Here is a 15,165-nt window from a genome sequence, read left to right as displayed (position 1 = left end):
TTAAAGAGGCCCCGGCCTTGGCTCTTTTCAAGCCGGTCGGGCAATGCGGTCAAGGAACGGAAATCAGATCGTGTTCAGCTCGCAAGGCTGGCCAATGCCCACACCATCAAAGGCGAATCCGGATAGGTCAGCAGCCCGCCAAGGCCGAGCGCGATCCCGTAGGGGATCCCTACCGACTCTTCCGCGAAATGGCGCAGGAACGGATTGCGGCCGGTCATAACCGCCAGCGGCGACTTCCGGTAAAGCAGGATGGCGATCGTCAGCAGGCCGCCGATCAGTGTCGAGACAACAAGGTATTCGACGAGATGGATGTTCAACCCCATCCACACGGCCGTTGCGGCCAGCAGCTTGGCGTCACCGCCACCCATGCCACCCATTGCGAACAGGCCGAACGTCACGGCAAGGACCAGGGCGCCGGCGGCGAAATGCCAACCATAGGCTGCCCATTCCATGCCTGTCAGCGGCGCGACCAGCGCGAAGACGACGACAAGCAGCACCGACACGCGATTGGCAATTGTCATGGACAGCATGTCGGAGATCGCTGCAAACAGCATGCAGAACGGAAAGACCACGAAGATCAGGGCTTCAAGCATCGGCGCCATGCCTATTGTTCACAGGCTCAATCTAGAGTGGATCGATTAACGATTGATGAGGCTTGAGATGGACGACGCGGTCGGCAGCGACATCGACAAGCAACAATAAACAGGGGCCGCCCATGTGGGCGGCCCCTGTCCGAAAGATAATCTGAACGTTCAGCAATAAGCAGATTAGCTGCCGCTGGTGTTCAGGGTGTTTCCGATGTTGGAGAACTTGGAATTGATTGCATTGCCGAGGGCGCCGGCGCCGGTGATGATGGCGAGCGCGATGAGGGCGGCGATCAGACCATATTCGATAGCGGTCGCGCCGGATTCGTCCTTCACGAAACGTGCAAAAAGGTTAGACATTCGAGAGCTCCTACTCCACGTGTTACAGCACTTCCGTCAACTTCTGTGATGGTTGATCGGATGCTGCCAATCTAGGGAGAAGCTCTTTCGATCGGCTTAATAAACAGCCTTACCGATTCCTTTCCCGGCTCGAACGGAATGCGTGGTTAACTCGACGCTAAGCGCTGGCTAATGTACTGTTTCCCAAGCCAATTCCGCAAAAGGCAAGGGCTTTGGGAGAGCCGGCGACCGGCGTGGATCCACCAATGTGTACAGCCACGCCGATCGCCACATCCGGCGCCGGCAAGCCGACTTAACCGTTGGTTCACCAATCTCGTTCATGTTCCGTTGAACAGTTTGCTTGCGGGAGCGCATCGATGGCCGTGCAGAGATCCTCAATCCTGATTGCCGTGCTTCTTGCCGCCACCAGCTTGATCACGCCGGCCAGGGCCGCCGCCGATATTGAAGTCACGATGAATCAGGCCAAGATCGTGAAGTTGTCGCGCCCCGCCGACACGATCGTCGTCGGCAACCCGGCAATCGCCGATGCCTCCGTCCAGGACGCCTCGACGATCGTGCTCACCGGCAAGGGTTTCGGTGTCACCAATCTCGTCGTTCTCGACCAGGAGGGCAGCCCGATCGTCGACGCGCAGGTTACCGTGGTGCGGCAGGCAGCCTCGTCGGTTCGCATTTATCGGCGTGCCGAGGTCCAGACCATGTCCTGCACGCCCTATTGCGAAAGCTCCTACAAGAGCGAGGCTGAAAAATCCTCCGAGGCCGAGATGAGCGCAAGCAAATAGGTCGCGCGGCCCCGGCAGCCCCTCCAGGTTACCGGCCGGTTAAGGCGCCCGCGCCGAGTTTAACGATCATTCAAACCGGGCCTCAATTGGTTTGCGCTAATACCTGTCCGAACCGTCCAGGGGTGGCAGGAACAGGATATGGGCAACGAATTCGGCTCGACAGGTCAGCACAAGGCGGAGCGCGCCGGTTTTCTGACGCGCTTCGTTCGCAATCGCCGCGGCAGCACGGCCATCGAATTCTCGATACTTGCATTGCCGTTCGCCCTCCTCGTATTCGCCATCCTCGAAAGCTGCATCTCGTTTGCCGGCCAGGAGGTGATGGCCAACATCACCGACGATGTCGCGCGCCAGTTGCGCACCGGCCAGCTGCGGCCGGCCGATGTCGCCGGGAACAAATTGACGACCCTGATCTGCGGCAAGCTGCAGATCATCGTCTCCGCGGATTGCCCGCAACAGCTGCTCGTGGATCTTCGGGAGTATCCGACTTTCGCGGACGCGGCCACCGCGACCTTCAAGATCCAGAACGGCGATGTCGTGCTGATGCAAGGCACGAGCTCACAGACTTTCGCAAACACGCCTGGCCTGGCGGAATCGAAGAACATGCTGCGGGTCTTCTACAAATGGCCTGTCATGACCGATCTGATGGCCAAGTCCATGGCCAATCTGAGTGGTGGCAGGACGCTGCATTTTGCGTCGGTGACCTGGCAGAACGAGCCGTTCGACAATTGAGTTCGGAACGACCAACAACAAAAAGGCAAATGCCATGATGCGTGCGGGGGCACATCTGAAAATTGCGGAGTCCTGGAGCAGAGCGATCGGATTCTGGTCCAATCGCAAGGGCGTCGCGGCGGTCGAGTTCGCTCTTATCGTTCCGATCCTGCTGATCATGTACTTCATGACCATGGAGGCTTCGCAGGCCATCGAGACCAGCAAGAAGGTGAGCCGCATCGGCAGCATGGTTGCCGATCTCGTCACGCAACAGCCGACCATCGTCAAGGCGGATCTCGACGCCATCATGAAAATCGGCACCTCGACCATTCAGCCCTACAACCGCTCGACGCCGAACATCACCATCACGGCAATACAGGTCACCACCGATACACCGCCCAAGGTCCTGGTGGTGTGGTCGCGCCAGGTTGCCAGTGGCGTCTATAGTGCGGCGGCCACCGCGGGCACGGCCACAACGGTTCCGGCAACGCTCAAGGTGGCCGGCACCTTCCTCATCCGTGTCGACAGCAATCTGAGCTATACGCCGATCATCGGCTGGACGACGAGCACCCAACAAAAGCTTGGACTGACCAAATCCCTCACCACGACGATTCCGATGGGCGAGACCTACTATCTGCGTCCGCGCAGAAGCCTGACCATCCCCTGCGGCGATTGCTGAAGACTTTTACTGTTGGCCACCATCGACCGACAGCAGGCGCACGATGGCTTGCGCCGTCGCGTAGTCCTTTGGGGCCACGGTCAGAAAGCCGCCGGAGTGCTTCGATTCCAGGAGATCGTAGACATCCGGCGTCGTCGATTTGAGGTTGGTGAGGAACACGGTCAGGCGGCGCCTGGCTTCCGGGTCGAGATCGCTGCGCACGGCATGGGGACCGTATCGCAGCAGGCTCGACATCCACACCACCTGGAGAGCCGACGGCGAAAGGCCGGCCGCTTCGAGCCTGGCCTGCGTGCCGCCGGACAGCAGCGGCTGGCCGTCGGCCGCTGCCCTCACCCAGCCGAACGTGGCATCGGCATGGCCGTCGACAAGCATGGTTTCCGCAGCGGACGCCGTATCGGCATGGATCAGAAACGGGGCATCCCCGGCGATCTCCGAGTGTTCGGCGGCCAGCTCCGCCAGCGGCAAAAGCGAGCCCCCGACGCTGTCCGGCGGCGGCATGGCGATGCGGTGCGTCTCCATCGCCGCCAGGCCTGACAGCTTGCCGTCCCGCGTCAGCAGCACTGAGCGGATGCCGGCCGCACCATCGGAATCGACCGGAGCCACAAGCGGCTCGATGCATCCACAACGCTGCAGCGCCGTCGCATAGGCCGTCGCCGAATAGATGGCATACTCGATCCGGGCGTTGGCCTGCGCCTCGATCAGTGCCGCGTAATCGCGCGCAACGACGAACTCCACCTTCATGCCAAGCGCATTGGTAAAGGATTGCGTCAACAGCGCCAGCCCCGGAACGGTGTTGCCGGCGCCGGGCTCGGCGACGATGCCGACGCGGAATGTGCCGATATCGTCGCGCCAGTCGGCCCGCGCCGGACCACAGCAGAGCGCACCATGCATGGCCACAAGGGCCGCACATGCCTTCAGCGCGGCTTTCATGACAAGACCGTCCTGCGTTTCCTTCGATCCATGCCCAAGCCCGTGCGTCGTGACGCCTTACATCTCGGATTGTGCCTGCCGTCGTTGCCCCAAAACCGCCGTGCACTTTCGGGCGACATGGACTCTGGGTTTGTCCATGTCGTTACCCCAAAACCGCCGTGCACTTTTCGGGCGACATGGACTGAACTATCGCGCCAAGCCGTTGCCGTTTGGTTTCCGAATTGCCAATGCCGCCTTGGAACCCTATGTCTGGGCGTCCGAACTGGCAACAATGACCCGATGGCGCGCGCTTTCCTCTTCGTCCTGGACTCTTTCGGCATCGGTGGTGCGTCCGACGCCGAACGTTATGGCGACGCCGGCGCCAACACGCTTGCGCATATCGCCGAAGCTTGCGCCGAAGGGCGCGCGGATCGCGAGCGGCTTCGACAAGGGCCGCTGTTTGTCCCGCACATGGCATCGCTCGGGCTTGGCAAGGCAGCGGAGACGGCGACAGGGTTGGGTTTTGCCCATTTCGGAACGGATCTGGTCGCCAATGCCTTCCATGGCGCGGCGCAGGAAGTTTCGAGCGGCAAGGACACACCCTCCGGCCACTGGGAGATCGCCGGACTGCCGGTGCGTTTCGACTGGGGTTACTTCCCGGATTCGGTTCCCGCCTTTCCGGCTGATCTGACCGCGGCGATGATCCGCGAGGGCGAGGTTCCAGGCATTCTCGGCAATTGCCATGCACCGGGCACGGAGATCATCGAACGGTTCGGCGAGGAACACATCCGCACCGGCAAGCCAATCTGCTACACCTCCGTCGACTCGGTCCTGCAGATCGCCGCGCATGAAGTCCATTTCGGGTTGGATCGGCTTTATGAATTCTGTCAGGTGGTGCGCCGGCTGGTTGATCCGCTCAGAATCGGGCGCGTGATCGCACGGCCGTTCGTCGGCGAGACCGCCGCCACCTTCCAGCGGACCTACAATCGCCATGACTATGCCGTGCCACCGCCGGAGCCGACCTTGCTTGACCGGCTGACGGCACGGGGAAGCCGCGTCATCGCCGTCGGCAAGATCGGCGACATCTTCGCCCATCGCGGGATTTCGGAAGTGCGCAAGGCCGCAGGCAACATGGCCATGTTCGACAAGGCGCTTGGTGCGATGGAGGATGCCGGCGACGGCGATCTCGTTTTCGCCAATTTCGTCGATTTCGATACCGAATTCGGCCATCGCCGCGATGTCGCCGGCTATGCCGCCGCGCTCGAGGCCTTCGACCGGAGGCTGCCGGAAGCATTGGCGAGGCTGCGGCAAGGCGACCTTCTCATCCTGACGGCCGACCATGGCAATGATCCGACCTGGCGAGGGACCGATCACACGCGTGAACGCATCCCGGTGATCGGCATGGGGCCGGGTCTGGCAGGTGGCGACATCGGACTGAGAACGACATTCGCCGATATCGGCGAGACCGTCGCCGAACACCTCAGGCTGGCGCCCGGCCGCCACGGCACTTCTTTCCGTGCGATGATTGGCGGCCATGCCTGAATTGCCCGAAGTCGAAACGGTCCGGCGTGGCCTGCAGCCGGTTCTGGAAGGTGCCCGTCTGACCAGGGTCGAGGCGCGTCGGCCAGACCTGCGGTTTCCCTTTCCCGACCGGTTTTCGGAAAGGCTGACCGGCAAGACCATCACGGCGCTCGGTCGCCGGGCCAAATATCTGACCATGCATGTGCAGGACGGCCCGGTGCTGATCTGCCATCTCGGCATGTCGGGCTCCTTTCGCATCGAGACCGACGAAGACGGCGGGACACCTGGTGTGTTTCACCACGAGCGCTCGAAAAGCACGACGCACGACCATGTCGTGTTCGATGTCGTCGCCGCCGACGGCACCCGGTCCCGCGTGATCTTCAACGACCCGCGCCGCTTCGGTTTCATGCTGTTTGCGGAAGGATCGCCGGAGACGCATCCGATGCTCGCCGGACTGGGCGTCGAGCCCACGGGCAATACGCTGGACGGCGTGCTGCTCGCCTCGTTGCTGAAAGGCCGCGGATCGCCGCTGAAGGCAGCACTTCTTGACCAGAAGCTGATCGCGGGACTTGGCAATATCTATGTCTCGGAGGCGCTTTGGCGCGCCGGTCTGTCGCCCTTGCGCGAGGCGGGCACCATCGCCAAGCCGGGCAAGAAGGCCAGACAACAAAGCGAACGCCTGGCCGAGGCGATCCGTTCGGTCATATCGGATGCCATCGCCGCCGGCGGGTCTTCGCTGCGCGACTATATGCACACCGATGGATCGCTGGGCTATTTCCAGCATTCCTTCGCCGTCTACGACCGTGAGGGCGAGCCCTGCCCGAAGCCCGGCTGCGGCGGACATATCGAGCGCGTCGTGCAGAGCGGACGCTCGACCTTCTATTGCCGGACGTGTCAGAGCTGAGTTAGACCGACGCAAGCGAGGAGAAGCAGCCATGGCCTATGAAACGATCATCACCGAGACGCGTGGCAAGGTCGGACTGGTCACGCTGAACCGGCCAAAGGCGCTCAATGCGCTGAACCTTCAGCTTCTCGCCGAACTGGTCGCGGCCGTGAAAGACTTCGATGCCGACGCCGGCATCGGCGCCGTGGTCATTACAGGTTCCGACAAGGCCTTTGCCGCCGGCGCCGACATCAAGGAGATGCAGGCAATCTCCTTTGCGGATGCCTATCTGCAGGACCTGTTCGTCGGCTGGGAAGACCTGACGCGGGTGCGGAAACCCGTTATCGCCGCGGTGGCCGGCTATGCGCTCGGCGGCGGATGCGAACTGGCAATGATGTGCGACTTCATCATTGCCGCCGACACGGCCAAATTCGGCCAGCCCGAAATCACGCTCGGCGTCATTCCCGGGATGGGCGGGTCGCAACGCCTGACCCGGTTTGTCGGCAAGTCGAAGGCGATGGATATGTGCCTGACCGGACGGATGATGGATGCAGCGGAAGCCGAGCGCTCAGGCCTGGTGTCGCGGGTCGTGCCCGCCGCCGAGCTTGTCGAGGAAGCGGTCAAGGCGGCGGCCAAGATAGCCGATTTCTCGCTGCCCTCGGTGATGATGGCGAAGGAAGCCGTCAACCGCTCCTTTGAGACGACGCTGGCCGAGGGATTGCGGTTCGAACGTCGTCTGTTCCACTCGCTTTTCGCACTCGAAGACCAGAAGGAAGGCATGGCGGCCTTCGCCGAAAAGCGGAAGCCTAATTTCGCCAATCGATAGAGTCTTGCCCGCCCGCGATCGAAACCCTGTGGCGCGGGCCAAAAAGAACGCCAGGCGGCGTTGACGCGCCGGAAAAGCTGAACTATAAGCCGCACCAACCGAGGCGGCCCTGTGGCTGCCCGTTTGTTTTTTGCGCCCTGCGGCATGCCGCGTGCGCCGACCAGATCAGAAGAGAGGCATCATGGCCAACACATCCTCGGCCAAAAAGGCAACGCGCAAGATCGCCCGCCGCGCGGCGATCAACAAGAACCGCCGCTCGCGCGTGCGTACCTATGTCCGCCAGGTCGAGGAGGCGCTCGCCTCCGGCGACAAGGCAGCCGCGCAGGCCGCCTTCAAGGCAGCCGAGCCTGAGTTGATGCGTGCCGCGACCAAGGGCGTCATCCACAAGAACACAGCGTCCCGTAAGGTGTCGCGTCTGGCCGCACGGCTCAAGGTGCTGTCGGCCTAACATCGCTATACAGACTAGCTTGTCTAAACCCGGCCGATCGCGCCGGGTTTTTTTCGTTTGCCGGCAAGTACTTGAAAAGAATGCCCGGAAACGGCGCCCAAAGCAGATCCCAGACTTCGAAATGCTTTGCCGGCATATGCATGCCCGCCGATGGTTGACATGCTTGAAAAATGTCGCCCAGAAAATTCCTGGCTATCAGAAATAGGCAATATTTTTCAGACACTTACCCATGGTCATCCACAGCCTGTCCACAACACCCCAAGGGGATGGGAGGACAACTGGCTGTCAAGCGAATTATTTCAGAATATTTCCTATCGGCCCGGCTTTTTCATATTCGCCGGAAAAGGGTTTGAATCACAATGGCTTTGTCAAAATACGCCGCTGCGGCATGGCGCCCGAAGGCGCCGGAGGTAACCAGATTCCTTAAAAATCCGTTAGACGTGGCCTTGCCCTATCCACAGCGATTTCGGTAATGTCGATCCATCGAAAGGGGCGGGCCTCTGGCCCTCAACCCAGCCTGACGCAGCCAGCTTAAATTGGCGGGATTTGCGACGCGGATCAAGTCCGCGAACGGCTTTGGTTTGCTCTTTTTCGATACGGTAGGGGACTGGCGTAACGAGACATGGCAGGTTGACAGCGCGCCGGCGTTTTTCGCCGGACGACGTTGTATTGCCCTGAAATACCCAACGCGGACTGGCTTCCATGGGCCGGCACCGGTTCCCTCCGGATAGTGGCGACGTTCTTTGCCTGCGGCGGCAAAGGGCATCGTAGCGAAGACAAAGTCGCTGGAAACAAGGATGCAGGAGGCGCATCCCCAGCGAAAAAACAGGTACAGAAAGGCAAGGAACTCGATCATGCAGAGCGGCATCGAAAGGGAGCTTACGGGCGACCTCCCATTTCCTGGAACTTTGATCGGAGCAAACGAGATGGCGGTCTCCAGCGACGCGGAACAGAAGTTCGACCGGGTCAAGACCCAGTTGAAGGCGCGTCTGGGAGCTGAAGTCTATTCGAGCTGGTTCGGCCGCATGAAGGTCGCGGAAGCGTCCAAGGGCATTGTCCGCATCTCGGTCCCCACCGCGTTCCTGCGCTCGTGGATCAATGGCCACTATCTCGACCTCATCTCCGAACTGTGGAAGCAGGAGGATGCCGACCTCCTCAAGATCGAGATCGTGGTGCGCACGGCCACCCGTCAGGGGCGCAGCCATGCCGAACCGGAGTTGGCGCCGGCGCGCAAGATGACACGCCAGACGCAGACGGCACTGGCCGCCGGGACCGTGAGCCCCGGCAGGGTGGAACGGCCTCCCGTGCCGCGCCCGGGTGCGGCGGTCGAGAGCGAGTTCCGCCACAATGTGCTGGGGTCACCGCTTGATCCGCGCTACACGTTCGGCTCCTTCATCGAGGGGCCGTCGAACCGGGTGGCCTTCGCCGCCGCCAAGGCCGTGGCGGAATCGCAGTCGAGCGCCGTGCGCTTCAATCCGCTTTTCCTGCACGCGACCGTCGGGCTCGGCAAGACCCACCTCTTGCAGGCCATCGCGGCGGAATCGCTAAAGCAGAACCCGAAGTCCCGCGTCGTCTATCTCACCGCGGAATATTTCATGTGGCGCTTCGCCACGGCGATCCGCGACAACAACGCGCTGACGCTCAAGGAGCAGCTGCGCGACATCGACCTTCTGATCATCGACGACATGCAGTTCCTGCAGGGCAAATCGATCCAGCATGAATTCTGCCATTTGATCAACATGCTGCTCGACAGCGCCAAGCAGGTCGTTGTCGCCGCCGACCGGCCGCCGTCGGAGCTGGAATCGCTCGAGCCGCGTGTCCGCTCGCGCCTCAATGGCGGCGTCGCGCTTGAAATGTCGGCTCCCGATTTCGCCATGCGCCTCGGCATGCTCAAACTGCGCCTGGCCACGGCCAGGATCGACGACGCATCGCTCGGCATTTCCGACGAGATCCTCAATCACGTCGCCCGCACCGTGACCGGCAGCGGACGCGAACTGGAGGGCGCTTTCAATCAGCTGCTGTTCCGGCAGTCGTTCGAGCCGCAGATCACCATCGATCGTATCGACGAGATCCTCGGCCACATCTATCGCACCGGCGAGCCGAAGCGGGTCCGGATCGAGGATATCCAGCGCATCGTGGCGCGCCACTACAATGTGTCAAAGACCGAATTGCTGTCCAACCGGCGCACGCGCACCATCGTCAAGCCGCGGCAGGTCGCCATGTACCTGTCGAAGGTGATGACACCGCGCTCCCTGCCCGAAATCGGACGGCGCTTCGGCGGCCGTGACCACACCACGGTTCTGCACGCCGTGCGCAAGATCGAGGACCTTTCCGGCAACGACAACACGCTGGCCCAGGAACTCGAGCTGTTGCGGCGGCTGATCAACGACCAGGCCTGACCGACCCAGGACAGGCAAGCCGGAACTGCGCTAGAATTCAACGGCTTGCCTGCCCGGCAGTGAGCCCGAAATAGGCTCGCGGAATCGGCTGGCGACGATCCGGATTCCGGATTCAGCACACCGGCTGACGGTCTTGGCGGCGTTTATCCCCAGAAAGCCCGCGCAGCCGGCCCGAACCGGTGTCGCGGGCTTGCGTTTGCTGGCTTTTTCCTGTCAGTTTACGCAGATTCTGAGCCTGTTCAGACCTTTCGCGGGGCGACGCCAGCCGGAGACCCGCTCATCCTTTCAAGCGAGCCTGTTTCGTCATGCGTGTTATCCTGGAACGGTCAAATCTCCTGAAGTCGCTCAACCACGTCCACCGTGTGGTCGAACGGCGCAACACGATACCGATCCTGTCCAATGTGCTGCTCAGTGCCGAAGGCGCCAGCCTGGAAATGAAGGCCACCGATCTCGACCTGGAGGTGACGGAAGCAACGCCCGCCAAGGTGGAGCGTGGCGGAGCGACGACGGTTCCCGCGCATCTGCTCTACGACATCGTGCGCAAGCTATCGGACGGCGCCGAGGTGATGCTGAAGACGGACGAGGACGGCAATGCCATGACGGTGACGTCGGGCCGCTCGAGCTTCCGCCTGCAGTGCCTGCCGCAATCCGATTTCCCCGAACTTTCGGCCGGATCCTTCTCGCATATCTTCCGGCTCGACTCGGTTGCCCTGAAGGGTCTGATCGAGAAGACGCAGTTCGCCATTTCCACCGAGGAGACGCGCTATTATCTCAACGGCATCTACCTGCACACGCATGAAGTCGGCGGCAAGCTGAAGCTGCGCTCGGTGGCAACCGACGGCCACCGCCTGGCGCGCGCCGAAATCGACGCGCCGGCGGGTTCCGAAGGCATGCCGGGCATCATCATTCCGCGCAAGACGGTGAGCGAGCTGCAGAAGCTGGTCGACGATCCGGATGTCGCCGTGACCACCGAACTGTCCGATACCAAGATCCGCTTCACCATCGGCAGCGTGGTCCTGACCTCGAAGCTGATCGACGGCACCTTCCCCGATTATCAGCGGGTCATTCCGACCGGCAACGACAAGAAGCTGATCCTCGACCGCCAGAGCTTTGCCGCAGCGGTCGATCGCGTCTCGACTATTTCCTCCGAACGTGGCCGCGCGGTGAAGCTTTCGATCAGCGAAGGCCAGGTGACGCTTGCGGTCAACAACCCGGATTCCGGCAGCGCCACCGAGGAACTGGCGGCCGATTACTCGTCCGACCCGATCGAGATCGGCTTCAACGCCAAATATCTGCTCGATGTCGCCGCCCAGCTCACCGGCACGGAAGCCAAGTTCATGCTGGCCGACGCCGGTTCGCCGACGCTGATCCACGACATGGCCGACGAGACCGCGCTTTACGTGCTGATGCCGATGCGGGTGTAGCCGGCGCTGCATCATCGGTCCGGCTCTGCGGCAGGACCGGCGGCAAGAACAATGGTTGCGGCACTTCTACGGGCGGATAGCGGTTGCCGGCACAGACTCATATAAGTAAGCTTATACTTACTAATTTCCGCAACTATGCGGCGCTGGCGATCGATCTCGCCCCGGGCGCCGTCGTGTTTTCCGGCGACAATGGCGCCGGCAAAACCAACCTCCTCGAGGCGATTTCCTTTCTGACGCCCGGGCGTGGCCTGCGCCGTGCCCCTTACGCCGATGTCGCACGCGAAGGCGGTGATGGCGGCTTTGCGCTGCATGCCCGGCTCGACGGGCCCGACGGCCAGGTCGAGATCGGCACGGGCATTTCGGTTGGTGAGGGCGAAGGCGGCAGGCGGGTTCGCATCAACGGCGCGACCGCCCGATCGGCCGAAGACATGCTGGAATGGCTGCGCGTGGTTTGGCTGACGCCGGCCATGGATGCGCTGTTCACCGGACCGGCCGCGGATCGCCGGCGCTTTCTCGACCGGCTGGTGCTGGCGATCGATCCCGGCCACGGCCAGCGTGCCCTCGATTACGAAAAGGCGATGCGTGGCCGTAACCGCTTGCTTACGGATGGATCCCGGGATGATCGCTGGTTCGAGGCGATCGAGACGCAGATGGCCGAAACCGGCGTCGCCATTGCGGCGGCGCGCGCCGAACTGGTGCGCCTGCTCGCCGCCATGATCGACAGGCTGCCCGACACGGGGCCGTTCCCGCAGGCCGACATCAGCCTTTCGGGCGATCTGGAAGCCGAGGTCTCCAGAGCGCCGGCGGTCGATGTCGAGGAGCGGTTCCGCCGCGCGCTTGCCGGTGGCCGTGATCGCGATCGCGCCGCGGGGCGAACGCTCGAAGGCCCACACCGTTCCGATCTCCTGGTGCGGCATCGGCCCAAGGCGATGCCGGCCGAGCTTTGTTCGACCGGCGAGCAGAAAGCCTTGCTGGTCGGCATCGTGCTCTCGCACGCGCGGCTGACCGGCGAGATGTCCGGTATGACGCCGATCCTGCTGCTGGACGAGATCGCCGCCCATCTCGACGGCGGGCGGCGGGCAGCTTTGTTCTCGATCCTCGAGGAGTTGAACTGCCAGGCCTTCATGACGGGGACCGATGCCGCGCTGTTTTCCAGCCTCAGGGGGCGCGCGCAGTTCCTGACCGTCGACCATGGCACGGTTGGGCCAACCGAAGACGCCTGACAAGGTTTTTCGGCCGCTGTATTGTCCTGATATGACCACTGCGCTCACCGCCGACGAGATCGAACGCTATGCCCGCCACATCGTGCTGCCGGAGGTCGGCGGTGCGGGCCAACAGAAGCTCAAGCAGGCGCGCGTCCTGGTGATCGGCGCCGGCGGGCTGGGCGCGCCGGTGCTCGAATACCTCGCGGCGGCCGGCGTCGGCACGCTCGGCGTTGTCGACGACGACACCGTGTCGCTGTCCAATTTGCAGCGCCAGGTCATCCACGACACCGATACGGTCGGCAAGCTGAAAACCGATAGCGCCAGGGCGGCAATCGCCCGCATCAATCCCAACACCGCGGTCGAGACGCACACGTTCCGGCTGAGCGCGGACAACGCCCCTGACCTCGTCGCCCGCTATGACATCGTGGTCGACGGTTCCGATAATTTCGAGACCCGTTATACGGTCGCCGACGCCTGTGCGAGCGCGCGTAAACCCCTGGTACATGCCGCCGTCGGCCGCTTCGACGGTTCGGTGACGGTGCTGAAGCCTTTCGAGGTCGGCAAGGATGGCAAGCCGAACCCTGGGTATCGCGATCTCTTTCCCGAAGCCCCACCGCCGGGCCTTGTGCCGTCCTGCGCCGAGGCCGGGGTGCTTGGCGCGCTGACCGGCGTCGTCGGCACGCTGCAGGCGATGGAGGCGATCAAGCTGATCACCGCCATTGGCGAGCCGCTGGTCGGCCGGCTGCTGCTCTACGATGCGCTCGCCGCACGCTTCGAAACGATCCGCTACGGCAGGCGCTGACCTTGGAGCGGACCATACCCCTTACAATCGACCGCATTCCGGCCGATTTCGACCGCTGGGACGAGGTGCTCGCCTTGATCATGCATGCCTTCGCCTTCATGGATGGCGTCATCGACCCACCGTCCTCGGCTCACCTGCTCACCGTCGACACGCTGCGCGACAAGGCCTTGCGCGAGACCGGTTTCGTGGCTCTCGATGACGACAGGATCGTCGGCTGCGTCTTTGCCCAGGAAAGGGCTGGCGACTTTTACGTCGGCAAGCTCGCCGTCGCCCCGGACAGCCAGGGGCGAGGCATTGGCCGGCAGCTGATGCGGGCGGTCGAATGTCTCGCGCTCGACCGAGGCAAGGCGGCGCTGGAGCTGCAGACGCGCATCGAGCTCACCGGAAACCACGCCGCCTTTGCCCGCCTCGGCTTTCACGAAACCAGCCGGACGGCGCATGAGGGCTACGCCAGGCCGACCTCGATCACCATGCGCAAGGCTCTTTCGTAAGCCTTGGCTTGCATTCGAGAACCGACAGGGAGCGCGCCGCCGCGATACAGTCAGGTTCTGAGCGGCAGCACGCGATCCGGCGGGCGGTGACCGTCGACGAAGGCGCGGATGTTGATGATGACCTTCTCGCCCATGTCGATGCGGCCCTCGAGTGTGGCCGAGCCCATATGCGGCAAAAGCACGACCTTGTGCCGGGCGGCGAGCTTGAGCAGCTTGGCATTGAGCGCCGGCTCGTGCTCGTAGACGTCAAGGCCGGCGCCGGCGATCTTGCCGTCCTGGATCAGCTTGACCAGCGCTTCCTCGTCTATGATGTCGCCACGCGCGGTGTTGACGACATAGGCCGTGGGCTGCAGCAGCGCCAAGCGCCGCGCCGACAGAAGATGGAAGGTCGCGGGTGTCGACGGACAATTGATGGAGATGATGTCCATGCGGGCCAGCATCTGGTCGAGGCTCTCCCAATAGGTCGCCTCCAGCCCGTCCTCGACCGCCGTCAAAACGCGATGGCGGTTGTGATAGTGGATGGAAAGGCCGAAAGCCTTGGCCCGCCGCGCGACGGCCGTGCCGATGCGGCCCATGCCGACAATGCCGAGCCGCTTGCCCCAGATGCGGCGGCCAAGCATCCAGGTCGGCGACCAACCGGCCCATTTCTTGTCGCCGGTGAGCACATTGGCGCCCTCCGCGAGCCGGCGCGGCACCGCCAGCATCAGCGCCATGGTCATGTCGGCGGTATCTTCCGTCAGCACATTGGGCGTGTTGGTGACGGTGATGCCCCTTTTGGCGGCCGCGGCCACGTCGATCTTGTCGACGCCGTTGCCGAAATTGGCGATCAGCTTGAGGTTGTCGCCGGCCTGGGCGATCAGCGCCGCGTCGATCTGGTCAGTCACCGTCGGCACCAGCACGTCGGCTTCCTTGACCGCGGCGACCAGCTCCGGCTGCGTCATCGGCCTGTCCTCGACATTCAGCCTGGCGTCGAACAGCTCGCGCATGCGGGTCTCGACCGGGTCGGGCAGCTTTCGCGTGATGACCACGAGAGGCTTCTTTTTGCCTACCATTGTTTCCCTCGTTGAGACCTCTTTAACCAAGACCGGCGAAACTGAAAGCCGGTCGCGGTAGCCGATTTACCCATGTAACAAGCGGTGCCGCCGAA

The 15,165-nt window shown here is 62.8% G+C and carries 16 protein-coding genes; 12 read left to right on the top strand and 4 right to left on the bottom strand.

What is annotated here, in order from left to right:
* Positions 1-74: 74 nt before the first annotated feature.
* Complete coding sequence (locus ACWGS8_RS23955; protein ID WP_454583337.1) at positions 75-593, bottom strand: A24 family peptidase; 519 nt, start codon at positions 591-593, stop codon at positions 75-77.
* 174 nt (positions 594-767) lie between these two features.
* A complete protein-coding gene (locus ACWGS8_RS23950; protein WP_454583227.1) occupies positions 768-944 on the bottom strand; it encodes a Flp family type IVb pilin in 177 nt (58 codons plus the stop codon).
* A gap of 356 nt (positions 945-1,300) precedes the next feature.
* Here ACWGS8_RS23950 and ACWGS8_RS23945 point away from each other — a divergent pair, with 356 nt between their 5' ends.
* The 3 genes from ACWGS8_RS23945 (at position 1,301) to ACWGS8_RS23935 (ending at position 3,110) form a co-directional block, all read left to right on the top strand.
* Complete coding sequence (locus ACWGS8_RS23945; protein ID WP_172234562.1) at positions 1,301-1,723, top strand: pilus assembly protein N-terminal domain-containing protein; 423 nt, start codon at positions 1,301-1,303, stop codon at positions 1,721-1,723.
* A gap of 138 nt (positions 1,724-1,861) precedes the next feature.
* On the top strand, positions 1,862-2,452 hold the full coding sequence (locus ACWGS8_RS23940) for a TadE/TadG family type IV pilus assembly protein (RefSeq protein WP_454583226.1): 591 nt from the start codon (positions 1,862-1,864) through the stop codon (positions 2,450-2,452).
* A gap of 34 nt (positions 2,453-2,486) precedes the next feature.
* Entirely contained in the window at positions 2,487-3,110 is a 624-nt protein-coding gene (locus ACWGS8_RS23935; RefSeq protein ID WP_454583225.1) for a TadE/TadG family type IV pilus assembly protein, read from the top strand.
* 6 nt (positions 3,111-3,116) lie between these two features.
* On the opposite strand, the gene ACWGS8_RS23930 is transcribed toward ACWGS8_RS23935, so the two are convergent.
* Positions 3,117-4,040: a phosphate/phosphite/phosphonate ABC transporter substrate-binding protein gene (locus tag ACWGS8_RS23930; protein ID WP_454583224.1), complete on the bottom strand. Its 924-nt coding sequence runs from the start codon at positions 4,038-4,040 to the stop codon at positions 3,117-3,119.
* 279 nt (positions 4,041-4,319) lie between these two features.
* Between ACWGS8_RS23930 and ACWGS8_RS23925 the strand changes: the two genes are divergently transcribed.
* The 9 genes from ACWGS8_RS23925 (at position 4,320) to ACWGS8_RS23885 (ending at position 14,018) form a co-directional block, all read left to right on the top strand.
* Positions 4,320-5,561 (top strand): phosphopentomutase, encoded by a 1,242-nt coding sequence (locus ACWGS8_RS23925; protein WP_454583223.1) that lies wholly within the window; start codon positions 4,320-4,322, stop codon positions 5,559-5,561.
* Entirely contained in the window at positions 5,554-6,444 is an 891-nt protein-coding gene (mutM, locus tag ACWGS8_RS23920) for a bifunctional DNA-formamidopyrimidine glycosylase/DNA-(apurinic or apyrimidinic site) lyase (RefSeq protein WP_454583222.1), read from the top strand. Before ACWGS8_RS23925 ends, mutM begins: the two co-directional genes overlap by 8 nt.
* A gap of 31 nt (positions 6,445-6,475) precedes the next feature.
* A complete protein-coding gene (locus ACWGS8_RS23915; protein WP_454583221.1) occupies positions 6,476-7,249 on the top strand; it encodes an enoyl-CoA hydratase in 774 nt (257 codons plus the stop codon).
* 181 nt (positions 7,250-7,430) lie between these two features.
* Positions 7,431-7,697 carry a 30S ribosomal protein S20 gene (gene rpsT / locus ACWGS8_RS23910; RefSeq protein WP_010913342.1) on the top strand — a complete coding sequence of 89 codons (267 nt, stop codon included), beginning with the start codon at positions 7,431-7,433 and terminating at the stop codon, positions 7,695-7,697.
* A 926-nt stretch (positions 7,698-8,623) separates the two neighbouring features.
* Positions 8,624-10,096, top strand: a complete 1,473-nt coding sequence (dnaA, locus tag ACWGS8_RS23905) for a chromosomal replication initiator protein DnaA (protein WP_454583220.1) — start codon at positions 8,624-8,626, stop codon at positions 10,094-10,096.
* Positions 10,097-10,401: 305 nt separating this feature from the next.
* Complete coding sequence (dnaN, locus tag ACWGS8_RS23900) at positions 10,402-11,520, top strand: DNA polymerase III subunit beta (protein WP_010913340.1); 1,119 nt, start codon at positions 10,402-10,404, stop codon at positions 11,518-11,520.
* A gap of 83 nt (positions 11,521-11,603) precedes the next feature.
* Positions 11,604-12,743 (top strand): DNA replication/repair protein RecF, encoded by a 1,140-nt coding sequence (gene recF / locus ACWGS8_RS23895; protein WP_454583219.1) that lies wholly within the window; start codon positions 11,604-11,606, stop codon positions 12,741-12,743.
* A 31-nt stretch (positions 12,744-12,774) separates the two neighbouring features.
* Positions 12,775-13,527: a molybdopterin-synthase adenylyltransferase MoeB gene (locus ACWGS8_RS23890; protein ID WP_454583218.1), complete on the top strand. Its 753-nt coding sequence runs from the start codon at positions 12,775-12,777 to the stop codon at positions 13,525-13,527.
* A gap of 14 nt (positions 13,528-13,541) precedes the next feature.
* Positions 13,542-14,018, top strand: a complete 477-nt coding sequence (locus ACWGS8_RS23885; protein ID WP_454583336.1) for a GNAT family N-acetyltransferase — start codon at positions 13,542-13,544, stop codon at positions 14,016-14,018.
* Between the two features lie 50 nt (positions 14,019-14,068).
* Here ACWGS8_RS23885 and ACWGS8_RS23880 read toward each other — a convergent pair whose 3' ends face one another.
* Entirely contained in the window at positions 14,069-15,070 is a 1,002-nt protein-coding gene (locus ACWGS8_RS23880; RefSeq protein WP_454583217.1) for a 2-hydroxyacid dehydrogenase, read from the bottom strand.
* Positions 15,071-15,165: the final 95 nt, after the last annotated feature.

It is taken from the genome of Mesorhizobium sp. 43Arga (assembly GCF_053714255.1).
This window is presented reverse-complemented; position numbering and strand designations above follow the sequence as displayed.